The following is a 22,838-nucleotide window of genomic DNA, read 5'->3' on the forward strand; positions in this document are numbered from 1 at the left end:
CGACCACGTCCGGCCGCTCCTCCGGTAGGAAGTGGCCGCATTCGACTGTGGCAGTGCGCAGATCGTCGGCCTATCCCGCCCAAATCGAGGCAGGGTCGAATGGCAGGACGGTCTCACCCGGGTCCTGCCAGAGCGCGGCGACGGGCATGCTCAGCCGACGGCCTGCGCGGCGGTCGGCTTCGTCGTGATCGTTGTCAACGTATGCGCTGGCGCGATAGTCGCCACAGATCGCTCGGATAGCGTCTCGGCTACGAGCGGCGGTGAGATACGCGGTGCGGATGTCGTCGGGGATGGCGTCGGGTACCCGGGTCCAGCTGTCGAGGAAGTGTCCGAAGAACAGATCGGGATCGGCTCCGATCATGCGCTCGGCCAGATCGGTCGCCTGCGCGAGGAGATAGAGGCGGAACGCGAAAATACCGGAGGTCCCGCGCAGCGTGGACCACATATCCGCGGCAGCGGCGGACCGGTGCTCCACAATCGCGAACCCGACGACATCGCACCCATCCATAACGACCCACGCCGGATGAGTCCCCATCAGGCCCGCGACCTTCCCGCCAACATCCGTCGTGAAGTACTCCGGCAATCCCCGCACAATCGCAACACAACGGTCGGCATCGGCGGGCACACCGCGGTGGACGACAAGCACACCGCGATAGTCCCAAGCCTCACGCTCCGTCACCACTCGTTTTCGAGCTCACCGACATCCATCTGTAGAGGCCGGTAAGTTCACCGATGGGTGTGTTGGGGACGTCGATAGGGTTGCGGCTCGATGGTGGGGCTGTCGGAAAGATCCCGGTCAGGGTCATCGCTCGGGTCGATGACGAGAATCAAAAACAGCAGGGCAATAAGTTCGAGGAGCACTGCGATCACCTCTTACTGCTGGTACGAGACAGTCACCCCTCATTTCCGGAACTGTCTCACCCGCAAGTCTACGTACCGGTTGGTTATCGCTCGGCTATCACACGGTAAATCTGACGCTTACTTTGTGCTCTGCGTCCCGACCGCTTCCCCGGTGCAGCATGCCCGAACCATGATCACCAGATGACGACTCCACCGCCCACGCCGAGAGCCCGCCCTACCGCGATCTGGATATGCGCCAGACGGGACGCGACGGCATCGATCACCCTCAGGTGTGTGGCATCGGGCCATGGCGGGTACGGGAACGGTGCGATCGTGCTCAGATTGTCGCTGAGACTGGCGCATTCACGTGCGAACTCCAGTACCTTATCCGGATATACCCACAGATCACCCTCGGCTAGTACCGGAAAGAATCGTGCCCCCAGCTCGCGAACGGCCGCATTACCCCATACTTCGGTGCGCCAACTCTCGAACCCGGCAAGGTCCATCCACCCCTCACCCGCGTCGAGGAACGACGTTTCGCCGTCCTGAAGAGTAAAGACGTGCACGGTCAGACTCACCTGGCCAGTGAATCACACCCGTAGGCGTCGGCCCAACCGAATTCCCGGCCTCGATCGCCCTTGCGATTTCGATGAGGCACGGCAGTCCGCGCTAATCTTGCGTGGCCGCGTCGAGAGGCGGTTGAGACAAGGGGCCGACTGTGCCGACCACTTCCTGAATTTCCTCGCCCAGTTCACCGGGCCGGTGCCGGGGGACCAGGTGCGGCACGAGGTGGTCGTCACGCACAACTTCCTGATCGGCTGGCTGGTGCGGCACGCGATGGACGCGCCACGGTGGCGCTGGCTCGGCCTCAATCATGGAAATGCCGCCTTGACCGTGATCCGCTACGCACCCGGCAGCCCTTCCCGCGTCCTCGTCTACAACGACGTAGGGCACCTACCGGATGCAGTGCGCTGGACCGGATTTCCGCCAGAGTTACGACCCTGAGCCTGCCACACCGATCCGGTTCATGACCGGACCTGGTCGTGGCTGGCCGTAAAGCTGAGGAAGCGTGGAATTACCTGGTGCGGGTTCGTCCACAGGAGGTCGTGGCCGATGCCTGGGTAGATGTCGACCTCGGCGGAGGGGATGTGGTTGCGGGCGCGGAATGCGCCGAATTCTGGGTTGCTGACTACTGTTTCGGCGCCGAAGAGGATCAGGGTGGGGGTGGTGATGGCGGAGAGTTGGTGGTCGGTGAATGGGCGGTCCCAGGGCATTGCCATGCGGAACTTCTGGGCTGCCATGGCGATTGCGAACTCGTCGTCGGTGAGTTCGAGGCCGGGCATGAGCCAATTGTTGAGCTTTCGCATCCGTTCGGGGGTCGGCCGTATGCCTGCCACGACGAATTTGAGTAGGAGACTCCAGCGGGGCTTGGCGAAGGTCGATGCGCTCGGTTCGAACATGGTCAGGCTTGCCAGTCGTTCGGAGCGGTATACCGCGGTGGCACCGGCCAGCCAGGCGCCCAAGGAATTTCCGGCCAGATGGACGCGCTCCGCATCTAGTCTGTCGAGCACCTGAGCCATCCAGGTCGCGACGTCTTCCGCGTCGCGCAGGGGCGCGGTCTGGACGCAGCGCCCCGCCCAGCCGATGACATCTGGGGTGTAGACGACGCGGTGCCGCGCCAGATCCTCGATGAATCGGAACCACACCTGACCATTACCGCCGATGCCCGGCAACAACACGATCGGCGCACCCTCCCCGCTTCCGGACTTTCGCACTCGTGTTGTCCCGAACGATGTTTCGACGTCGAGGCAGGTCGACGGCACCGGCCACTGCGCGGCCAGGGCATCGTAGGCGCGCAGGAAGGTCGCCTTCGCCTCCTCGCTGGTGAACCGCCCGATCTTCGGCATGGCCTCCCCTTTCGCCTTGATGGTACGAACATATCACATCAGCGGTCCGTCAAGCTTCGACGCATGGGCCGAGATATGCGGCGTGGCCGGGACTTTCGAGCTGAGTCGCGGCTGTGGACGCCCCCGCCGCGTAGCCGACTAATTCCGATAGCCCGAGGTGCCGGTCGTCGGCCGGTATCCGGAACGGCAAACGGGTGCAGCACGCGGTCGAGAACGTCCGGGCACGGCTGTCCGCTGCCGGACTCGCCCGCGACGACGTGGGCGAACCGTGAACCCGCTCGACTGAGCACGGAGCGCAGTGAACACACAGGGAACAACCAGCCGAGCGCCAGTCGCGCTCTCTACCTTCGATATCGGAAGGATCCGGGAGAAGGAGTCGGGCATGGTGGGCGCCGGGCGTGATCGGGGCGCCGGTATGCGCGCACCGGCCGTGATTCTGCTGAATGGGCAGCCCGGGGATCGCTCGGACTGGGATGCGATCGTTGCGCGGCTGCCCGGCTCGGTGCGGGTATTCGCCTGGGACCGGCCGGGTTACGGCGGGAACAGGTCTCCGGCTTCGACGCTCGAGGGCAATGCAATTTGGCTGCTCGACCGGTGGGATGCGGCGGTGCTGGTCGGGCATTCCTATGGGGGCGGGGTCGCGCTCGTGGCGGCGGCGATGGCGCCGGAGCGGGTGCGGGGGCTGGCGCTGCTCGCCAGCATCGGCCCGGGATGCGTGACGGTGTGGGACGAGTTGCTGGCCGCGCCTGTCGCCGGACCGATGCCGTCCATGACGGCGTGGACGGTACTGCCGTGGATGGCCCGGCAGTGTCGGGGGCTGCTGGTGCGCGGCCGGGCGGCGGGGCCGCCGTCGCTGCAAGCCTTGGCGTGTATTCGCCACGATCACGGTCGGGTTCGGCGGAGTTTCCTGACGGAGCAGCGGGAATTGCTGCGCGGGCTGGACCGCTGGTTGGGTCGCCTGGGCGGAGCCCCGATGCCGACATTGATCCTCGCCGATCCGATGGATAAGGTTGTTTCGATTTCGACCGCTCGGGCGGTGCACGATCGATTCCTCCCGGCTCGAGCTGGTCGATGCGGGCGGGCATCATCTGCCGCGAAAGATTCCCGGTGTGGTTGCAGCGAAATTGGGTGAACTCGTCGACGCGTATCTGCGGTCCGACCACATCCCGGCCGCACCGCCCGCGCCCATGTCGCCCGACCACGGCCTGCCGCGGCGAGTGAGCGACGAGGTGCGGTGGTCGTTCGCCCCGCCCCGGCACCGGCTCGAGGGGGTGTGCGCCACATTCTCGTCACGAAAAACCTTGCGCTGCTGGTCATCGTCGGGCCGCCGACCGCCGTACTGGCGCACTCGCTACCGCCGAAACCGTTGCTCGCCACCGTGTTCAGCGTGGCGCTGCCGCCGCTGTGCTGGCTCGGCGTCGGGAACCTTCTTTCGGTCCTGCTGGCCGTCGAGACCCGAACGCTGGTGCGGTGGTGGCGAGAACGCCGCGGCCGGACGACCGTGGTGTGGCTCGCGCACCTTGCGCTACCGTACGGGCTCTACTACCTGATCGCACCCATCGACGGCACCCCGCACGACCCGCTGTTCCACCTGCCCCCGCACCTGGACCGAGACCTGCGGCTCGCGCTCGATACCGGTGTCGGCCTGGCCGTCTGGATCCTGGGCACCGTCGTCGCCGCGCTGGTCGTCAGCCGCCGCGGCCTGCGCGTGCACTGAGGGCGCGGACGATTCACTCCGGCGGCCGCCAGTCGACGATCGGTTCCAGGTTCCGGACCATCGCGCGGGTCGGTGACAGCCGGATCGCGGTGTCGCGCAAGCGAGTTGCCAGCGGCGAGGACCATTGGGCGACGGCGCCGATCACATGGGAGCGGCGCACTATGCGCTGGGCGCGAGGGCGACGCACGCGGTCGTAGCCGGTCAGGGCGGGACCGATCGGGTGGCGGTCGAGCAGGGCGGCGAGGGTCACGGCGTCCTCGAGGGCCTGATTGGCGCCCTGCCCGAGATTCGGCGTCATGGCATGCGCCGCGTCGCCGAGCAGCGCGATGCGGCCCCGGACGAAGGTGTCCAGGGCGGGAAGATCGTAGATGTCGTGGCGGAGTACGGCATTCGGCTCCACGGCGGCCAGCGCCGCGGGGATCGGATCGGGCCAGTGGCCGAAACGGCGCTGTAGTTCGTCGAATTCGCCGTCCGGGCCGCGCTCGCCCTCCCGCACGGTCGCGGCGGCGAACAGGTACGCACAACCGTCACCCAGCGGCACGATGCCGAAACGCTCGCCGCGGCCCCATGTTTCGCTTCCATCGGGCTTGAAATCCAGCGGACGCGTGATCGTCCGCCAGGCGGTGTAACCGGCGTACCGGGGTGCGCGGGCGTGCAGCCACACCGAGGCACGGACCACGCTGCGAAGACCGTCGGCGCCGATCACCAGATCGGCCTCGGAGCGCCCCCGGGAATGCGTCACCGTCACGGCGGCACCGCGATCCTCGACACCGGTGACCGTGGTTCCCAGCCGCAGGGCGTCGTCCGGGAGGGCCGCGGACAGGATGGCGAACAGGTCCGCGCGGCGAACGGCGACCAGTGACCAATACCAGCGCGCCAGCGCGGCCGTATCGGTTTTCGACAGCCAGCGACCGTATCGATCGCGGATGCCGCCGTCGGTGCCGAGCGTCCCCTCCGCCCGTATCCGATCCCCGAGCCCGAGCGTATCCAGGGCGCGAAGGCCGTTGGGCCACAGCGAGATACCCGACCCCACCTCGCCGATCTCGGCGGCCCGCTCGAGCACCTCGACGCGCCACCCGCGCCGGGCCAGCGCGATGGCCGCGGCCAAGCCGCCGATTCCGCCACCCACCACGATCGCACTCGGAGACTTGCTCACGATATCCTCCACTACAGATGTAGTTAGTCGTTACTACAGTTGTAGTACGTGGCGGGAGGAATGGAAACGGCTGTGACCGACAGCACGGATCGCCGCACGCGGCTGACCGATGCCGCGATCGAAACGCTGGCTCGAACCGGCATGCGCGGGCTCACCCACCGGGCCGTCGATCGGGCCGCGGGATTGCCGGAGGGGTCCTGCTCGAACAACTTTCGTACCCGGCAGGCGCTGCTCGCGGCGACGGTCGACCGGCTCGCGGAGCGCGACGCCGCCGAACTCGCGGTATCTCTGCCTCCCGCACCGGATCCCGAGGGACTGGCGGCGCTGCTGGCCGAGATCGTGCAGCGGTGGCTGACCGTCGACCGGGACCGCATGCTGGCTCGCTACGAACTGGCCCTCGAGTCGACAAGGCGACCCGAGCTTCGGAAGGCATTGCACCACAGCGGAATACGGTTCCGCGCCATGGCCACGCAGTTGTTCGCCGCTCTGGGCGCGCCCGATCCGGAGGAGCGTGCCCACGCCTTCGTCGGATGCCTGGACGGTCTGATCTTCGACCGATTGGCGGGTGCCGGGGCGCGGGAAGCCGATCCGCGGGCGTTGCGCGAGGCGGTGCGAATCCTCTTGCAGGGGTTCATCTCTTGAAGGTCGCCAGGCTGTCCGGCTGCGGCCGAGAGTCTTTCGGCTCCGGCCGGGCGATGTGCCGCGGCAGCAGAAAAGGCGTGGCGAGCAACAGAATCCCGGCCAGGGCAATGGCCGTGCGCGGGCCGGTCAGCTGTGCCAGCAGGCCCCACAGCATGGTGATCGCGGCAATGCTCGTCGTGGTGGTGATCGACCAGGCCGTGAGCACGCGGGCCTGGCGGTCGGTGTCGGTGTTGTTCAACCGGTAAGCGGCGAAGACGGGGTTGAAGATGCTCGCGCAGACGATCAACCCGAGCTCGGTGATCATGACGATAGCGAGCCCGGCCACGCCCGGTCGGATGAATGCCAGCCCGAGCGACCAGCAGGCGCGCAGTGTGCCGAAGACCCGCAGCGCCCTGTGATCGCCACTGCGAGAAGCGATTCGGCGGGCGAGCCGCGAGCCGATCAGTCCGCCGACGCACGGGACGGCGAAGGCCAGCCCGTACTGCCAGACCGGGAAATGCAGCCGGGACAGCATCAGCACCGACAGCAGCGGTTCGGTCGCCATGATCAACCCGTTGACGAGCATGGTGTTGACGAACAACCGGCGCAGCGTGGGATGGGTGAGGATGTAGCGCCATCCCTCGAGAAGGTCGCTCCGCCACCGCGTTCGGTCCGTTCTCGGGTTCGGGGGCCGCTCCGGCTCCCTGATCGCGATGATGCCGAGCGCCGACAGCAGATAGCTCGCCGCATCGATGACGAGGGTGGTCACCGGCCCCAGCAGTCCGATGACGGCGCCGCCCACGGGCGGCCCGATAATGGTGGCCGACCAGGTGGTGGACTCGAAACGACTGGTGGCCACCACGAGTCGATCGGCGGGGACGATGGTCTTCAGATACGCGCCGCTGGCCGCCGTGAATGCGATCTTCGCCGTCGCGGCAACGACGGAGACCATCAGCAGCTGCGCGAAGGACAGCACGCCCAGCCAGTAGGCGAGCGGGATGGATGCCAGCGCCGCGCAACGGACCGCGTCCATGGCGATCATGACCGGTCGCTTGGCGCGAAATTCCATCCACGGCCCCAGCGGCATCGCCAGCAGCGCCCCGATCGCGAGCCCGGACGACGACAGGGCGGCCACCTGCGCCGAGTCCGCGTCGAGGACCTTGATGGCAACGATCGAGAACGCCCCGAACCCGAGCCCGGTTCCGTAGGCGCTGACCGCATAGGCGGCCCACAACCGGTCGAACGCCCGGCCCAGCCTCGTCCTCCGCCACACCGTCGGCACCTCGCTCCACCCGTCGACAGCCCGCTGCCGTCATCGAGATTGAAGCCGATCGGTGGGCCCGAGCACCAACAACCGATCGTCCGGCGCGCCACAACCGTTCGTTGTGCGCGCGGGTTCGCGGTCGGCCTGCGTCGGGCCATGCCCGTCACCGGCCTCGCCTGGCGCGCTATCGCCGTTGCTCGATCACCGCCAGGTTCGCCGTGTAGATGCGCTCGCCCGCGTAGTCCTGCCGCTGTCGGCACTGCGCCAGTGCGAGCCGGGTGCAGTGCTCGGCCATGGCCGGGTCGTTCGACCGGAAGTAGTTGAGGCCGAGCAGCCCGTAAATCTTTCCCAGGTAACGCATTCCGGCGGTGTCGCGCAGGGTGTCGAGCAGTTCACGCAATACCTCGTTGCTTGCCGTATAGCGTCTGGCGTCGCTGAGGTCCTGCGCGAACGCCAGTCGGTCGCGGGTGTGCGCCAGCTCCGTCCCGGCCGGGGTGCCCGCCGCGATCTCCTGGGCGACGAGCAGGGTGTCGAGGTTCTCGGTGTAGATCCACACGCCTTCGAGGTCGCCTGCCGTGTGGCTGCGTTGGAGCGCTTCCCGGGTGTGGACGATCGCCTCGTCGATGCGGCCGAGCCGTAAGGCATTGGTGCCGAGCATGCCTGCGACCTTGGTCCGGATATCGTCGACGCCGGGGCCGATCGTGCCTTGCATATCGGCCAGGAGTGCGTGCAATTCTGTTGAGCTGGCGTCGTATTCGCCCGCGTGGAGAAGTTGTTCGGCGCGGGCGTAGGCGTAATACCAGCGTCTGATCGGGTTCGCCGGGCCGTCCGGGCTCAGCCGTGCCATCGGTTCGGGGTGCCCGAGGGCCTGCAACGCCTGCGCGATGGCGGCCAGCGCCTCGATGTAGGCGGCGACCGCCTGTCGATCCTGGCGAATCTCGGCCGGGGCGACGGCCCAGTCGTTGAACACGCGCACAATGGTGTCGGCATGGCGGCGGCAGAGCTTGTCGAACTGCTGTCGGTCGCCGTCGCGATGGGCCGTCATGAGCCGATCGCGTAAGTCGTTCGGGGTCATGGGCTTTCCCCGGGCAAGGTGCGTCGGAGCTCGTCGAACAGGTGGACGCGGAACAGGCCGCCACGCCACTCGGCCGCCTCGGCCCGCTTCGCGTCGACGCGACGTGTGACGACGGAACCAGCGCCCTGGACCGGTGCGTGCCGTGTGACATTGTCGCGGCGGATATCGAGGGCGACGGCGACATACGGCAGCGCGGCGGCGACGATCGAGTTGGTGAGGGAGATTGTGATCGGGCAGCGCGTGAAACGGGTGTCGGCGGCGACCAGGACCCACAGCGGTGCGTCGACCATGGCGGTGCGCAATACGCCGTCGGCGAAGTGCCCGACCGGTGCGACATCGGTGGCCAGCCAGGACAGCGAGCGGACGCCCGCGCCCGCCACCTCCGCCAGGCCGGGCGTGTGGGTGAGTACCCAGTCGGCGATCATCATGGCCTCGCCCTCGCAGGAACCGATGACCGCAACATGGCAGCGTCCCGCGCCCTTCATGGCCACGAAAGACGGTGTGCGGGAGTCTCTTTCGCGGCGATCGTCCAGCAGTGTAGCGGCGGCCCAGTCCAGCGAGGCGGTGCCGACGACCCGTCGCTCCTGGGTGTCGCTCGAGGTCGGAACGAGGACCGTGTGGCCCCGATCGGTGAGCGGAAGCGGGAAGGTGCCGGTGAGCACTTCGCTCTCGTCGATATGGACCTTCTTCGGCATGCCGAGTCGGCGCAGCCCGTCGTAGATGGCCGGTAGATCGGTCTCGTTGGTTGCCGAGAGTTCCAGCCTGCGAAGGCATTCCGCCGGTGTCTGGATGCCGAAGAGCTCGGTGTCGAGCAGTGCGCGCCAGATCACGTGCGGCCGGTCCGCCAGCAGCGTCGTCAGATGGTGTTCGGTGCGCCCGGCCGATACCGTCGGACGGTCGGCGCCCACGAGGATATCGAAACTGCCTGCGGTATCGGCGATTACGGCCTCCAGCGTGCACCATGCCCGGGTGAGATAGTCGTCGGCGTCGTCGAGGAGGATCGCGGTGCGGCCGAGGAACTGGTGTATCTCGGTCTCGCGCAGGTCCTGTTCGAACGCCTGCTGTTCGAGCGGGGTGCGGGGCTGCTGCGGCAGACAGCTGTAGTCGTACCAGACGAATACGCGGTCGAGCAGCCGGCGCAGCCGAGGGTGTTCCGCGACCAGGGTGCGCAGGCGGCCGAGATCGGCGTCGGCGTGACCGGCCAGTACGCCGCGGTCGGCGGTTTCCCGTTGCAGCGCAAGGATTTCCGAGTGCAACGCGGTGAGGCTCGATGCGTCCAGGCCGGGTCTGAGGACGTTCACGATGAGCGCCTCGGCGAGGTCCGAACCGAATGGGCCGAGCGGCACGTTCCCGAAGGTACTGATTCTGCGCGGCGTGTGCAGGCCGCGCTCGTGTGCCACGTAGACGGCTTCGCACAGGGCGGCGACGAGTTGCCAGGCGATCAAGCGCGCCTGTCGCCCGTCCGGGTCGGGCAGGGTCGGGGTGAGCCAGCGATGCGAGATGAAGCAGTAGTAGTTGCCGGGAGCCGTGTGCGGCACGAGGTCGGCGGTGATCTCCTGCATCCGCCCGAAACGGCCCGCGTCGATCAGCGCGGGCAGCGGCAGCCAGAATACGCGCGGCACGTTCTGCGGGGAATGCTGTGTCAGCAGCAGCGGTTCATCGCGATCGTCTGCGAGATCGAGAAGTTCCTTGGGCGGCGCACCGAGCGGGAACGACCACATCAGACCGTCGTCGGGCCGACCGGGTTCGGCCACCTGGGTGAGGTTGATCAGATCGTTTTGGATCGTGAATTTCAGTCGACCGTCCGGGATCGCCAGGGGCCGGTGCCGCAATTTCCGGGTCTGTGTCAGCATCAGATCCAGATCGGCCGGTGACGTTCTGCGACGCTCCCGCTCACTGTCCCGGCGCGCCTGAGCGAATGTCTGCAGCGGGACATATCCCTTGACCGGCGTCGCCGCCAGCCACCGAAATCCGATCTTGTCGTAGGGAATCCGACCGCGCAGCCGCGCATACCTCAGCGCCCGCGCGGCGGCGTCCCGCGCGGGAAAACCCCGCACCATCTCCGGGCTGCCCGCCAGTTGCTCCGCCGACAACGCGGGCCACACCCCGAGATCGATGTGCCCCACCGTGTCCCGCACGAAGTCCGCGCCACTCACACGTCCCTCACACCGCCTCCTCCCGAACGGACCGCGTACTACGCATCATGCCCGACGTATCGAGCGCGGTATCAGTTTTCGGATTTCGACGTCGTCGCCGGGGCGGTCGCGGAGAGAGTGCGCAGATCGTCGAAGGCTTGGGCCAGGTGGGTGTCCAGGCTCTGCGACGGGTCGTCGAGCCAGACTCGAGTCGCGTAATGGAATGTCGACCAACCGGTTTGGGCGGCCAGGTGGGCGAGCCGGTTGTCGATACCGCGCTGCCGCAGCGCCTCCGCCATGGCGTCGATCAGGGATGCGTGCTTGGCGAGTTCGCGTTCGCGCAGGGCCGGGGTCGCGGCGATGACGTGCATGCGGGGCTCGGAGAACGCGCGGTTGTCCTCGAGGATGCGCGCGGCTTTTCCGAAGGCGCGGAGCAGTATTTCGAGGGGCGGCAGATCGGCGGGCGCGTCGGCGACCGCTTGTGTGAGCGTGTCGCGCAGGGTGGCTTCGCCGTCGAAGAGCACCTCGCGCTTGTCCGGGAAGTGCCGGAAGAAGGTGCGCTCGTTGACGCCTGCCCGGGCGGCGATCTCGGCGGCGGTGGTCTGGTCGTATCCGCGTTCCCGGTACAGCTCCAGGGCCGCCTGTTGCAGGCGGCGGCGCGCTTCCAATCCGCTCCGTGGCACCCTCCGAGGCTATCGCGGACTCGGCAGTGAGCGGCATCACATTGCGCCAGTTACTGGCGTTAAATGGGAGAGTGTTCCATGCATGTCTTCGTTACCGGTGGTTCCGGACTGACCGGCCCCGCCGTCGTCGCCGAGCTCATCGCGGCCGGTCACACCGTCACCGGTCGGGCGCGCTCGGAGGTCGCGGCCGCTCGGCTGGAGTCGCTGGGCGCCACGCCGCATCGCGGCTCCCTGGATGATCTCGACAGCCTGCGGGCCGGTGCCGAGGCCGCGGATGGCGTGCTGCACATGGCTTTCGGCGATGACTTCGCCGATCCCGACGGCATGATGCGGCGCGATCGGACCGCGATCGAGACGCTGGGTCGGGTGCTGCGGGATTCGGGCAAGCCGTTCGTCGGCACCTCGGGCACGCTGGTCATGCCCGCCGGTCGGGAGAGCGCCGAGACCGACGAGCCCGACCCGGCCGGGATCGGCGGTTTCCGGATCGCGGGCGAGCGGGCCTGCCTGGACTTCGCGGCGCAGGGCGTGCGCGCGAGCGTGGTCCGGCTCGCTCCCACCGTCCACGGCCCCGGGGACTACGGCTTCATCGGCGTGCTCGTCGCCACCGCACGAAAGACCGGCAGGTCGGCCTACATCGGCGACGGCGCCAATCGCTGGCCCGCGGTCCATCGGCTCGACGCGGCCACCCTGTTCCACCTGGCCCTGGAGAAGGCTCCCACCCGACGCTGCTCGCCGACCTGGAGCACGGCGATTACTTCACCGCGTCCCATGCCCAGCTGATCCACTGATCGAACCCGGATGGACTCGCCGGGCAACTAGTGTCGGGGAGCATGGCAGACAGTGCGCTCCCCGACCCCAATACGTCGTTCGGCGAACGGGTTTGGCGTCGGTTACGCGAGGAACAGCTCATCTGGCTCACCACGGTCGGCAAGGACGGGACCCCGCAACCGAACCCGGTCGGGTTCGTCTTCCAGGACGACCATTCGATCCTGGTCTACAGCGCGCTCGGGGCGCGCCGACTCGACCACATCGCCGAGCGGCCCCGCGTCGCCCTGCATTTCGACGCGCGGTTCGTCCCCGATGGCACCGGGGGCGACATCGTGGTCTTCACCGGCACCGCGCGCCGCGCCGACGATATCCCTCAGGCGCACGAGAATCCGGCGTACCTCGCCAAATGTGGTGACGATGCGGCCCGGGTGTTCGGCAGCGTGGCGAAGTTCAGCGAGAGATTCCCGGTGCCGCTGCGGATCGAGATCACGCGGACACGAGGCCATTAGGGCGATGGCCTAGGCTGCGCCCCTGTGCGTGGGCTGTCGTCGGTGTCGAGGTTGTGGTTGGTGTGGGCGGTAACTCGGGTGCTGATGGTGGTGTTCACCGGGGTGACGGCACTGCCGCACAGCATGTGGGATGCTTCGGCCGCGGACCTGACGCTGTATCGGGGCTGGGCCGACCTGATGGTGCATCAGCACTCGTTCCCGCTGCACGACGAACAGTGGCAATATCCGCCCGCCGCAGGCGCTTTGCTGGTGGTGCCCTGGCTGCTCGGTGGCGGACACGCCTACAGCTGGTTCTTCTTCGCCCTGGTCGCCGCCGCGGACGCGACCGTTGCGAGCCTGCTGATCCGGGCCGCACGCCGCGACGGCGGCGTGGCGGCCCGCACCGGGCCGTGGATATGGACGGTGGGTGTGGCGCTGCTGGGCCGGGTCTGCTACGGCCGATTCGACGCCATCGTGGCGGCGACCGCCGTACTGGCCCTGCTGTGGACGGCGCGTCGCCCGATGGCGGCCGGTGCGGCCGCGGCGGCGGGCGTGCTGCTGAAGCTCTGGCCGATCGTGATCCTGCTGGGTTTGCGCCGTCCCGCGCTGCGCCGGGTGAGCCTGGCGGCGGCCGTCGTCGGAGCGGCCGCGACCGCGGCGCTGACGGCATGGGGCCCCGGCGCATGGTCCTTCCTCCGCTTCCAATCCGAGCGCGGGCTGCAAATCGAATCCACGGCCGCCACACCACTATTGGTAGCCCGGCTGACGCACGGCGGCTGGAACATCGCCCACCGCTACGGAGCCGAGGAACTGATAGGCCCGGGCGTATTCACCGTGGCCCGCGGCTGCCTGGCGGCCACCCTCCTCGGCGGTGTGATCCTCTTGCTCGCCTGGTGGCGAATGCGCCCTCCCGCAGCCGATTTGGCCCTCGCCGCCGTCCTACTGGCCCTGACAACCAGCAGAGTCCTCAGCCCCCAGTACGTGGTATGGGCCGTGGCGGTAGCCGCGGTCTGCGCCCTGAACCCCCACACCACCCAACGCCCAATCCTAGGGCTGATCCTGACAACAGCCCTTCTGACCCAAGTCGAATTCCCCTTCGTCTACGACCGCGTCGCCACCGGAAGTTGGCCGGGCGTAATAGTCCTGGCACTACGCAACGGCCTCCTGCTGTACGCCACGGTGTGGTCCGTCATCCGCCTATGGCGGGGAGAGAAAGTGTTCAGGTGGCAGTCAGCCTGACAGTGAAGATGGTTGGGTCGCGCGAGCGACGGAAACGCGGTCCTCGGCGGAGTGGATACTCACGCCGACACAGGCGGTTACCACGCTCTGCTGCGATGGCTGGAGTCGTTCGGGACCGTGACACACGTCGGGGTGGAAGGCACGGGTTGCTATGGCGCCGGACTCACCCGCTATCTGCGATCACGTTCGGTTTCGGTGGTAGAGGTCAACCGTCCCGATCATCCCGCTCAGGCCACGAAACTCGCGCTGCGCAACATCGGCCGCCGCATCCCCGCACTCACCGACGAGATCGACGCCGTGACAAAGCAATCGACCGCATTGCTGGAAGCGGTCGCATCCGCGACGATGGCGTTGTTCGGCGTGTCCACCGACCGCGCGGGCCAGCTGTTGGTCACCGCGGGCGGCAACCCCGACCGGCTGCGCTCGGAATCCGCGTTCGCCGCTCTGTGCGCCGCGAACCCGATCCCGGCCAGCAGCGGCAAAACCCGCCGTCACCGGTTGAATCCCTTCGGCGACCGTGACGCCAACGCCGCCCTGCCTATGATCGCGGTCGTCCGCATGCGCCACGACCCGGCGACCCGCGCCTACGTCGCCAGACGCACCACCGACGGCTTGTCCAAACGCGAAATCATCCGCTGCCTCGAGCGCTCCATCGCCCGCCAAGCCTACCGAGCCATCATGACCGATCTAGCCCATCCGCAGACCCAACCGGACAACCATCAGCAAACTGCAAGACGCACGCGATAGGCGGCAATTGAGGATGTTTCGGGTGCGCCGCAGTGATCAGTGATCTCCGGAGAAGATCTCTTTCACCTCTCGCAGCGCGTAGAACACGAGCACGTATCCGGCTACCGGGTCGGCCCACCACCAGCCGAGCAGGCTGTTGAGTAGCAGGCCGATCAACACGGCGGCGGCGAGCAGGCCGTCTATCAGGGTCACGCGTCCTTCGGTGGTCAGCACCGGGTTGTCGAGTGCCGCACCGGTACGGGCTTTGCCCACCGACAGTGCGAACATCACCGCCGCTGTTACCGCGGTCCACCCGATGCCCAGCGGGGAATGCGCGGGATGAAATGCGGTGGCCAGCACGACGGTCGACTGGGTCAGCAGATAGACCGCCAGCGCGGCGAACCCGGCACCGATCAGCCGCAGCGCGAGTCGTTGCCGTGTTTCCCCGGTGCCGGAGAGTTCCCAGATCACCACGGTCGAGGCACCGATCTCGATCAACGAGTCCAGCCCGAACCCCGCCAACGCGACCGATCTCGCCGAAATCGCAGCGACCGCGAGGATCACGATGCCGAGCACGTTCCACGCGAGGGTGGCGTATTCGAGCGCGAAGCCCCGGCGCAGCAGGTCGGCACGGGTGAGGGCATCTCTCTCGGTCACCACGGCAGTCTCACACAGCCACTCGGCACAATCGGGCGTTCGGCCGAGCGGTCCGGATGCCGTGTCGGCAAACCGATCCGGACCACCTCGGATCGAGTGCCCAAACGCTCGATATGCGGCATACCGTGCGTTCGGTGGGAACTTGACAGTGGCCGCCGAGCGGCTTGGTCGGTCTCGGTCGTGAGGTTGCTCCCGTTGCGAACCAATCCTCGGATGGTTTCTGTTGCGAATGGCTTTGGGGAACTGATCGGTCGATCACCCTGACGTGTCCGATGTAAGCCGACTGAAAGCCGAGTGGATGAAGTCGGTCGGACCTGCGTCGACGTCCACCAGTGACGAAGCCGGGGGCGCGGCCTGCTGGCAAGACCGGATATTCAGCTCCGATGTGCCCCGAATGAACAGGAACGCACGCTCATCGGCAATACCGGACGTTGAAAGTCCCTGTTGGCCAACCTATCTGAACAGTTGACCAATGCGCGCGCAGCGGCATATGCGCGCACCAGCGCCGACTGAAGTCAGCGTGGCTGGGTGCTGGAACGGCTCAGCCACGCTACGAACCTTGCTATTTCGGCTCGAGGTGGCCGTGTCAGCGGCGTATCAGCTCGGTATCTGTCCGGTGTCAGAGCGACAGGCGATTGTCGCTGCGGTGATCAGTACATCGAAACGCGAAACAACCAGGGCTACCAGAAGCAACAGCGGCCGGATGCCGCGGGTCTTGCGGCGGACGGCGGTCACGGCGCTGGCGATCATGCTGCTGACCGGGGTCGCCGTCGGGGACAGCGCGGCGGCGCCGAATGCCCCCGCTGGTCAGGATCGCCCGGAACTTCAGAAGGCCCTCCAGGAGATCGTGGATGCCGGTATCACCGGAGTGCAGCTGCGCGTGCACGATCAGCGCGGCGAATGGGTCGGCAGCGCTGGAGTGCGCAAGCTGGGCGAGGCCGAGAAACCGGCAACGGACGGGCACTTCCGGATCGGCAGCGCCACCAAGACCTTCTACTCGACCGTGGTGCTGCAACTGGTGGGTGAGGGCAAGATCGGGCTGGACGCCCCGGCAGCCGACTACCTTCCCGATTTCGGGCTGGACCGGCGGATCACGGTGCGGATGTTGTTGCAGCACACCAGCGGGGTGCGCGACCACACCGGTGAGTACTTCCCCGACGGGAGGTACGAGCAGGGGATTCCCTGGCAGGGCAAACCGTGGGTGGACAACCGATTCCACACCTACCCGCCGGAGGAGCTGGCGCGGATGAGTTTGTCCAAGCCGCTGAAGTTCGAGCCGGGCACGGACTGGAGCTATTCCAACACCAACTACGTGCTGGCCAAGTTGATGATCGAGAAGGTCACCGGCAGTTCGTTCGCCGAGCAGCTACAGCGGCGGATCCTGGGGCCGCTCGGACTGCGGCAAACTGTGGCGCCGGGCACCTCTGCGGAGATCGCCGAGCCGCACGCGCACGGCTACTACAAGTACGAAGACGGCGGGCAGTGGAAGACGGTCGATGTCACCCGCCAGAACCCGTCCTGGGTCTCCGCCGGCGGTGACATGATCTCGACCACCGAGGATCTCCACACGTTCTTTTCCGCGCTCGTGGGCGGGAAACTCCTGCTGGCCCCGCTGCTGGCCGAGATGACCAAGGCGCACCCGACGCCCGACCCGAAGATGAGTTACGGTCTCGGGCTCGAGGTGCGAGACATCGGCTGCGGTACCGTCTTCTCCTCCGATGGCGGCGTCCAGGGTTATGGGACGCTGGTGCGCAGCACGCCCGACGGCGGTAAGACCATGGAGGCCTCGCTGACCTACGTGGACGCTGACCAACAGCACGCGCCGGTGCAAGCGCAGGGGAAAGCGCAGCAGAAGCTCAACGAGGTGTTCTGCGGCGGGCAGACCGCGAGCTGACCGTCGGATAACATGCGAATCTGGCCACGCCGAGCTTACCGAGTTCGGCGTGGCCCCAGCACCACCAACGCACACACCACGACTGCACACAGCCCACAACCCTGCCAGCGCACCGGGATTCTGCTGCGCCGCCCGCCGAACCGCAGTGACACACGGAAATCGGCATGTGCGGACGTTCGACCGTCTCAGGTCTACAGACCATCATTTGACACGCATTGTCACCGTTGACATCTCGACCAGGGCCGTGCACGGATCAAGACGACAACGGTCACCATTGCCGTTCGCTGAGAGCTACTTCTCCGCGATGACGAGATCGATGCCGCCGTCTCGGATGGCGGCGATGTGATCCCGATGGGTTGCCGCGTCGACGATGACGGTGTCGAAGTCCGACAGCGGTGTCATGGCGTGCAGCGCGCGGTGCTCGAATTTGGTGTGGTCGGCGTAGAGGACGCGGCGCTTCGCGGCGGCGAACATGGCGCGCTTCACCAGAACCGTTTCGTGGTGCTGATGGAAGCAGATGCCGTCGGTGATCGCGGGGGTCGACATGAAGAACACGTCCGCGCGCAGGTTCGCGAGGACCTCGGTGGTCACCGCGCCCATGTAGGCGTCACACCATTGGTAGTGCTGGCCTCCGGTGGAGATGAGCGCGACGCCGTCCCGGTCGGCGAGGGTGTTGAGAACGCGCTGCGAATTGGTGATCACCGTGAGCGGGCGATGCTGTGGAAGAAGTTCGGCGAGTGCGAGTCCGGTGGTGGAATCGTCGAGAATGACGGACTGGCCGGGCTCGATCAGCCGCAGCGCGGCGTGCGCCAGCGCGGACTTCTCCGCGCGCTGCTGCCGCGCGCGGTATTCGATGCTGGCCTCGATGAGGCTGCTCGCCACCGCCGTGACCGTCCCGCGCGATTTCCGCAGAATGCCTTGGGAGGCAAGGCTGTCCAGGTCGCGGTGCACGGTCATGGTGCTGACGCCGAAACGCTCGGCGATCTCCTCGATGCGCACCGACCCGGCATGCAGCACGAGCTCGGTAATGGCGTCGTGGCGCTGCCGTTGGTTCGGCGTGTCCGTGCGGCGCGCACTCGTCATCGGTCGATTCCTTTCTTCGACTGAATTACCCTACGCCCGGTGACGATCTCGGTGAGCGCGGAGCGCAGCGCGCCGGTGTCGTGGACGAAGCGCCCGAACAGCGGGCCGTCGACCGCGGACGCGAGAGCCGGATACAGCCCCGGCCCTGCGCTGCCGCCGTAGAGGATTCGGACGGCGCCGCCACGCTCGGGCAGAGCGTGGCGAATCCCTGCTGCCACAGCTGTAATATATTCGGCCGCAGCGGGTTCGGGTGCACCGATGGCCCAGACGGGTTCGTAGGCGAAGACGAGATCGGCATGGTCGGGCACGGCGTCGATGACGGGCACGATCTGCCGCAGACAGGCCGATACCGCGGCATTGATACCGTCGCGACCGCGCTCGCCGATGCACACGACCGGCGTGATCGCATGACGCACCAGCGCGGCGGCCTTGGCGGCCGTGACCGCGTCGTCCTCGCCGAACAGACGCCGCCGTTCAGCATGCCCGACCATGGTGAAGGCGCAACCGAGTTCACGCAGATCGGCGGGCGAGGTCTCCCCGGTGTAGGGACCGCGGTCGTGGTCGGACACATTCTGGGCACCGTACTCGATCCCACTGCCGCGCAATATATTCCGGGCATCGGCCACGGCAGGTGTCGACGGGAGCACGAACAGGTCGATCGCGTCGGCGGCCCGCAGCTCGTCGGCGATCGTCCGCAGGTCTCGCAGCCAGCGCCGGGTCTGTGCGATCCCGAAATACATCTTCAGGCTCACACCGACGAGCGGACGCACGGGCAATGTGGGTGACATCGTCACTGCGCCAGCGCTTTTCCGACCGCGGTGGCACACAGCGCGAGGGAGACGGCGCCCGCGTCGGGATGCCCGATGCTGCGCGCGGCGAGGGGGCGGGCGCGGCCGAGCCGGGGCGTGAGCCGGGCCGTGTCCCGGGCGGCCGCGGTGGCCGCGGCGGCCGCATCCGCCCAGCGCCGTGCGCCGTCCCGGTCGGCGGTATCGGTTTCGAGGCTGCGCACGAGCGGTTCGAGCGCATCGACGAGGGTCTTGTCGCCGACCACGGCCCCACCGGCGTCGACCACGGCGTTCAGCGCGGCCCGAGCGGCCCGCACCGCCTGCGGCATCGACACCGCGGTGTCATCGCTGAATTCGTAAGCGGCGGTGCGTAATCCGATACCCCACAGCGCTCCGGAGGTGCCACCGGCCTGCGCGGCCCACGCATCGGCGGCGGCCAGCAGTGTCGTCGACGCCCCGGCACCGCGATCGACGGCCGCGCGGGCGGCCTCGACGGCGGCGCGCGAACCCCGGACCATGCCCTCGCCGTGGTCGCCGTCACCGGCGAATGTGTCGATCTCGGCCAGCTCGGCCTCGGCCTCGGCGAGCGTGTGAGCCAGGTACGACAGCACCTCGGCGATCCGGTCGGCGGCGGCCGCGGAGCATTCGGACGCGGCGGGCACGGCGATCGTGTCGGTGCGGGTGGCGCGCGGCGCGGCGGTCACGCGGTCGGCGGGGGAGACCGTGCCGCGATGCAGCGCCGGTGAATCGGCCGGGGCCAGCCACAGTCGCTCCAACTCGTCGTCGAGCCAGCTCACGGTCAGCGAGCAGCCCGCCATGTCGAGGCTTGTCACGAACTCTCCGGCAATGGGTGCGACCGGTTCGAGACCCGCCTCGGCCAGCAGTCGCGCCACCCGGCCCCACAGCAGGAACAGTTCCTCGTACTTGGTGGCGCCGAGTCCGTTGAGCAGCGCGGTGATTCGAGTGCCGGCACCGGCCGGGGCCTCGGCCAGCACCCGGTCCACCAGCAGGCGGGCCAGGCCGTCGGCGTCGGTCATCGCCCGGGTCGAGATACCGGGCTCGCCGTGAATACCCAGGCCGACGTCCAGGGACGCGGGCTCGACGGTGAACAGGGGTTCGGACTTGCCGGGCAGGGTGACCCCGGCGAAGGCGACACCGAGCGATCGGGTGCGGTCGTTCGCCAGGCGCGCCACCCGCACGGCATCATCGAGGTCGTATCCGGCCTCCGCGGCCGCACCGGCGATCTTGTAGACGACCACATTGCCCGCGATGCCGCGGCGGGCGGCCCGCTCGTCGGCGGAGGCGCTGGCGATATCGTCGGTGACCGGAAGGATCTGGGCGGCAATGCCTTCCGTGGCGAGCTGACGCGCGGCCGCGCCGAAGTTGAGCACATCGCCCGCGTAGTTGCCGAAGGCGAGCAGCACGCCGCCGCCGTGCTGCGCGCGCCGCGCCACCTCGACGATCCTGGCGGTGGACGGCGAGGTGAACACCTCGCCGACCGCGGCGCCGTCGGCGAGACCCGGGCCGACATAACCGGCGAACGCCGGGTAGTGGCCCGACCCGCCGCCGACCACCAGTGCCACCTTGCCCTCGGGTGTGCGCGTCGATCGGATCACGCCGCCGTCGACCGGGTGGACGAACTCGGCATGCAGGTCGCAGAACCCGGCCAGCGCCTCGCGGGCGAATGCTGCCGGTCCGCCGTAGATCCGTGTCATGTGCCTATCCCTACCGCTCTCCGTGTTGTGCCTCGGCTCACAAGTTAACACGTTCAATGTGGGAAGTAACCTACTTGACGTTGTTTATAACGAACTCCACGATAGATGAAACAGCGTCGGTGGACGGGAGAGGGAGAGATGACCGATAAGTGGCGTGTCGTCGTCGGCTGCGACGATGCCGGGATCCTGTACAAGGACACGCTGGCCGCCGACCTGCGCGGCGACCCCCGGGTGGCGTCGGTGGTCGACCTGACCGACGAGATCGACCCGGCCACCGCGTATCCGCACACGGCCGAGGCCGCCGCGCACCTGATCGCCGCCGGGCGCGCCGACCGTGCGCTGCTGGTGTGCGGCACCGGGCTCGGCATGGCGATCAGCGCGAACAAGGTGCCCGGCGTGCGTGCGGTCACCGCACACGACAGCTTCTCCGTCGAACGCTCGGTATTGAGCAACAACGCGCAGGTGCTGTGCTTCGGTCAGCGTGTGATCGGGCTCGAACTCGCGCGTCGCCTCGCGCACGAGTGGCTGGGCTACCGTTTCGACCCCGCGTCGCATTCGGCGGCGAAGGTGGCGGCGATCGACGCGCTCGACCGTGGCGGTTACACGGTCGGGTGAGGGCGCGTGCGATCAGTCGAGGAAATCCAGTAGGGCAGTGGCTGTTTCGGCGGGCTTGTCCTCGGGCAGGAAGTGACCGGCGTCGGGGATTCGCTGCTGGCGGGCCCCGGGGATGGCGTCGGTGAGCCGGTCGGCCATGGTGAGCGGCATCCAGGCATCCTGCTCGCCCCACAGCACCAGTGTCGGTACGGCCACCTCGCCCAGGCGGGCGACCGCGGTGTCGGTATCGCGCCAGTCGACCACTTCGGCCTGCCGGACCCAGCGGTGCTGACCGGCGATGCCCGACCACGGACGCAGGTAGGCGTCGGCCACCTCGTCGGACATGGGCAGGTGGGTGGCGGTGCGCATGCGCGGGGCGATGATGTCGGCGAAGACGTGCGGCGGCATGGTGCGATAGGCGTCGCCGTGGCGAGCCAGGTGCGCGGTGAAGGGGGTGTTCCACGGGCCGATCACCGCCCCGTCGAGCAGTGCGATCCGGGTGGCGGGAACCCCGTCGATCAGGTGTGCCCGCATCACGACTCCCGCGCCGATATCGTGGCCGACCAATCGGGGGTTCTTCAGGTTCCAGTGCCGGACGAGTTCGGCCAATGTTCTTGCCTGCCAGGCGATGGTCGGTTCCACACCGGAATCCAGGCGCGAGTCCCCGTATCCGAGCATGTCCCAGACATGGACCCGGTAGCGCGCCGCGAGCACGGGAATCACAGTGCGCCACAGATACGACGAGGCCGGAGTGCCGTGGCCGAGCACGACTGGCGGCCCGTCGCCGAACACATCGACGGCGGCCTCCCCGCCGGACACCCGCACCCGCTGCGACAGCCGCCACGGCCGAGTCGATGTCTGCATCCCAATCCCTCCGTAAGGTCTATTGTTGGCTGATAACGGTTACCCTAGCAGAGAGGTAAGGTGTGTACATAGACTTTATGGATTACGTCCCGGGTGCGGCGCTGGCGACCGACCTGGTGAACACGGCTCCGCTCGTGCGGACGAGCATCGGCGAGGTGTTGGCCGATCCGGCTGCGCTGCGGCGGTTTCTCGACGAGCACGGCGTGGAGGTGTCTGCCGCTCCGCTCGAATCCGATGTCACCCGAACGCATTCGCTGCGCGATGATGTTCGCGCGGTGCTGGAGGCGGCCGACGAGGACGAAACGGTCGCTCGCGCCTCCGCATTGATGATGCGGGGCGCGAGGGGGCCGGTGTTGCATCGCGATTCGGAGGGGCACTGGCAGTGGCATGTCGTCACGGCGCGGAATAGTGACCTGGCCGACGAACTCGCGGTCCGCATCGGCATCGGCCTGCTCGGTGCCCTACACACCCTGGGGCACAAGCGGTTCCGTCACTGTGCGGCCCCGGACTGTGCCGGTTTGTTCGTCGATACCAGCCGTGCGGGCCGACGTCGCTACTGCATGCCCGATCTGTGCGGCAACCGCATCAATGTCGCCAACTACCGTGCGCGTCAACAAAATTAGTGCC

24 protein-coding genes and 1 pseudogene are annotated in these 22,838 nt (G+C 67.7%); 11 read left to right on the top strand and 14 right to left on the bottom strand.

Going from position 1 to position 22,838, the window contains the following annotated elements:
• Positions 1–70: 70 nt before the first annotated feature.
• The 3 genes from HPY32_RS43835 to HPY32_RS10315 form a co-directional block, all read right to left on the bottom strand.
• Entirely contained in the window at positions 71–625 is a 555-nt protein-coding gene (locus HPY32_RS43835) for a hypothetical protein (RefSeq protein WP_197696558.1), read from the bottom strand.
• A gap of 101 nt (positions 626–726) precedes the next feature.
• Positions 727–870, bottom strand: coding sequence for a hypothetical protein (locus tag HPY32_RS10310; RefSeq protein ID WP_156674575.1), 144 nt, complete (start codon positions 868–870; stop codon positions 727–729).
• 164 nt (positions 871–1,034) lie between these two features.
• Positions 1,035–1,418 carry a hypothetical protein gene (locus tag HPY32_RS10315; RefSeq protein ID WP_067590787.1) on the bottom strand — a complete coding sequence of 128 codons (384 nt, stop codon included), beginning with the start codon at positions 1,416–1,418 and terminating at the stop codon, positions 1,035–1,037.
• Between the two features lie 121 nt (positions 1,419–1,539).
• On the opposite strand from HPY32_RS10315, the gene HPY32_RS10320 reads away from it, so the two are divergent.
• A complete protein-coding gene (locus HPY32_RS10320; protein ID WP_197696557.1) occupies positions 1,540–1,845 on the top strand; it encodes a histidine phosphatase family protein in 306 nt (101 codons plus the stop codon).
• A gap of 20 nt (positions 1,846–1,865) precedes the next feature.
• On the opposite strand, the gene HPY32_RS10325 is transcribed toward HPY32_RS10320, so the two are convergent.
• Complete coding sequence (locus tag HPY32_RS10325) at positions 1,866–2,747, bottom strand: alpha/beta fold hydrolase (RefSeq protein WP_067590784.1); 882 nt, start codon at positions 2,745–2,747, stop codon at positions 1,866–1,868.
• A 382-nt stretch (positions 2,748–3,129) separates the two neighbouring features.
• Here HPY32_RS10325 and HPY32_RS10330 point away from each other — a divergent pair, with 382 nt between their 5' ends.
• A complete protein-coding gene (locus HPY32_RS10330; RefSeq protein ID WP_067590781.1) occupies positions 3,130–3,879 on the top strand; it encodes an alpha/beta fold hydrolase in 750 nt (249 codons plus the stop codon).
• Between the two features lie 102 nt (positions 3,880–3,981).
• A complete protein-coding gene (locus HPY32_RS10335; RefSeq protein ID WP_156674574.1) occupies positions 3,982–4,464 on the top strand; it encodes a hypothetical protein in 483 nt (160 codons plus the stop codon).
• 13 nt (positions 4,465–4,477) lie between these two features.
• Here the strand turns inward: HPY32_RS10335 and HPY32_RS10340 are convergent, their stop codons facing one another.
• Positions 4,478–5,620 carry an FAD-dependent monooxygenase gene (locus tag HPY32_RS10340; RefSeq protein WP_067596024.1) on the bottom strand — a complete coding sequence of 381 codons (1,143 nt, stop codon included), beginning with the start codon at positions 5,618–5,620 and terminating at the stop codon, positions 4,478–4,480.
• A 72-nt stretch (positions 5,621–5,692) separates the two neighbouring features.
• On the opposite strand from HPY32_RS10340, the gene HPY32_RS10345 reads away from it, so the two are divergent.
• Positions 5,693–6,262: a TetR/AcrR family transcriptional regulator gene (locus tag HPY32_RS10345; protein ID WP_197696556.1), complete on the top strand. Its 570-nt coding sequence runs from the start codon at positions 5,693–5,695 to the stop codon at positions 6,260–6,262.
• On the opposite strand, the gene HPY32_RS10350 is transcribed toward HPY32_RS10345, so the two are convergent.
• The 4 genes from HPY32_RS10350 to HPY32_RS10365 form a co-directional block, all read right to left on the bottom strand.
• A complete protein-coding gene (locus HPY32_RS10350; protein WP_231951738.1) occupies positions 6,252–7,514 on the bottom strand; it encodes an MFS transporter in 1,263 nt (420 codons plus the stop codon). The genes HPY32_RS10345 and HPY32_RS10350 overlap by 11 nt on opposite strands.
• Positions 7,515–7,689: 175 nt before the next feature.
• Complete coding sequence (locus tag HPY32_RS10355; RefSeq protein ID WP_067590767.1) at positions 7,690–8,580, bottom strand: hypothetical protein; 891 nt, start codon at positions 8,578–8,580, stop codon at positions 7,690–7,692.
• Positions 8,577–10,736 (bottom strand): hypothetical protein, encoded by a 2,160-nt coding sequence (locus HPY32_RS10360; RefSeq protein ID WP_067590764.1) that lies wholly within the window; start codon positions 10,734–10,736, stop codon positions 8,577–8,579. The genes HPY32_RS10355 and HPY32_RS10360 overlap by 4 nt, the downstream gene beginning before the upstream one ends.
• Before the next feature lie 71 nt (positions 10,737–10,807).
• The gene (locus tag HPY32_RS10365; RefSeq protein ID WP_067590761.1) at positions 10,808–11,398 is read right to left on the bottom strand and encodes a TetR/AcrR family transcriptional regulator; all 591 of its coding nucleotides are present in this window, start codon (positions 11,396–11,398) and stop codon (positions 10,808–10,810) included.
• 78 nt (positions 11,399–11,476) lie between these two features.
• On the opposite strand from HPY32_RS10365, the gene HPY32_RS10370 reads away from it, so the two are divergent.
• The 4 genes and pseudogenes from HPY32_RS10370 to HPY32_RS46800 all read left to right on the top strand — a co-directional run.
• Positions 11,477–12,178: an NAD-dependent epimerase/dehydratase family protein gene (locus HPY32_RS10370; RefSeq protein WP_197696555.1), complete on the top strand. Its 702-nt coding sequence runs from the start codon at positions 11,477–11,479 to the stop codon at positions 12,176–12,178.
• Positions 12,179–12,228: 50 nt separating this feature from the next.
• Positions 12,229–12,675: a TIGR03667 family PPOX class F420-dependent oxidoreductase gene (locus HPY32_RS10375; RefSeq protein WP_067596023.1), complete on the top strand. Its 447-nt coding sequence runs from the start codon at positions 12,229–12,231 to the stop codon at positions 12,673–12,675.
• Between the two features lie 60 nt (positions 12,676–12,735).
• Positions 12,736–13,893: a glycosyltransferase family 87 protein gene (locus tag HPY32_RS10380; RefSeq protein WP_156674573.1), complete on the top strand. Its 1,158-nt coding sequence runs from the start codon at positions 12,736–12,738 to the stop codon at positions 13,891–13,893.
• A gap of 375 nt (positions 13,894–14,268) precedes the next feature.
• A pseudogene (locus tag HPY32_RS46800) lies at positions 14,269–14,640 on the top strand (transposase); the annotation flags it as partial.
• Between the two features lie 36 nt (positions 14,641–14,676).
• Here HPY32_RS46800 and HPY32_RS10390 read toward each other — a convergent pair.
• Complete coding sequence (locus HPY32_RS10390; protein ID WP_082871886.1) at positions 14,677–15,276, bottom strand: cation efflux transmembrane domain-containing protein; 600 nt, start codon at positions 15,274–15,276, stop codon at positions 14,677–14,679.
• Between the two features lie 703 nt (positions 15,277–15,979).
• Between HPY32_RS10390 and HPY32_RS10395 the strand changes: the two genes are divergently transcribed.
• Complete coding sequence (locus HPY32_RS10395) at positions 15,980–17,170, top strand: serine hydrolase domain-containing protein (protein WP_082871564.1); 1,191 nt, start codon at positions 15,980–15,982, stop codon at positions 17,168–17,170.
• A gap of 291 nt (positions 17,171–17,461) precedes the next feature.
• On the opposite strand, the gene HPY32_RS10400 is transcribed toward HPY32_RS10395, so the two are convergent.
• From HPY32_RS10400 to HPY32_RS10410, 3 genes are read right to left on the bottom strand one after another with little or no spacing between them, the layout of a single operon-like run.
• The gene (locus HPY32_RS10400; RefSeq protein WP_067590751.1) at positions 17,462–18,253 is read right to left on the bottom strand and encodes a DeoR/GlpR family DNA-binding transcription regulator; all 792 of its coding nucleotides are present in this window, start codon (positions 18,251–18,253) and stop codon (positions 17,462–17,464) included.
• Positions 18,250–19,005 carry a triose-phosphate isomerase family protein gene (locus tag HPY32_RS10405; protein ID WP_231951734.1) on the bottom strand — a complete coding sequence of 252 codons (756 nt, stop codon included), beginning with the start codon at positions 19,003–19,005 and terminating at the stop codon, positions 18,250–18,252. The genes HPY32_RS10400 and HPY32_RS10405 overlap by 4 nt, the downstream gene beginning before the upstream one ends.
• A 38-nt stretch (positions 19,006–19,043) precedes the next feature.
• On the bottom strand, positions 19,044–20,753 hold the full coding sequence (locus HPY32_RS10410) for a dihydroxyacetone kinase family protein (protein ID WP_067590745.1): 1,710 nt from the start codon (positions 20,751–20,753) through the stop codon (positions 19,044–19,046).
• A 138-nt stretch (positions 20,754–20,891) separates the two neighbouring features.
• On the opposite strand from HPY32_RS10410, the gene HPY32_RS10415 reads away from it, so the two are divergent.
• A complete protein-coding gene (locus tag HPY32_RS10415) occupies positions 20,892–21,368 on the top strand; it encodes a ribose-5-phosphate isomerase (protein ID WP_067590743.1) in 477 nt (158 codons plus the stop codon).
• Positions 21,369–21,380: 12 nt separating this feature from the next.
• On the opposite strand, the gene HPY32_RS10420 is transcribed toward HPY32_RS10415, so the two are convergent.
• Positions 21,381–22,211, bottom strand: a complete 831-nt coding sequence (locus HPY32_RS10420; RefSeq protein WP_067590741.1) for an alpha/beta fold hydrolase — start codon at positions 22,209–22,211, stop codon at positions 21,381–21,383.
• A 77-nt stretch (positions 22,212–22,288) separates the two neighbouring features.
• Here HPY32_RS10420 and HPY32_RS10425 point away from each other — a divergent pair, with 77 nt between their 5' ends.
• Positions 22,289–22,834, top strand: a complete 546-nt coding sequence (locus tag HPY32_RS10425) for a CGNR zinc finger domain-containing protein (protein WP_067590738.1) — start codon at positions 22,289–22,291, stop codon at positions 22,832–22,834.
• Positions 22,835–22,838 lie beyond the last annotated feature (4 nt).

The organism is Nocardia terpenica (assembly GCF_013186535.1).
GTDB lineage: Bacteria > Actinomycetota > Actinomycetes > Mycobacteriales > Mycobacteriaceae > Nocardia > Nocardia terpenica.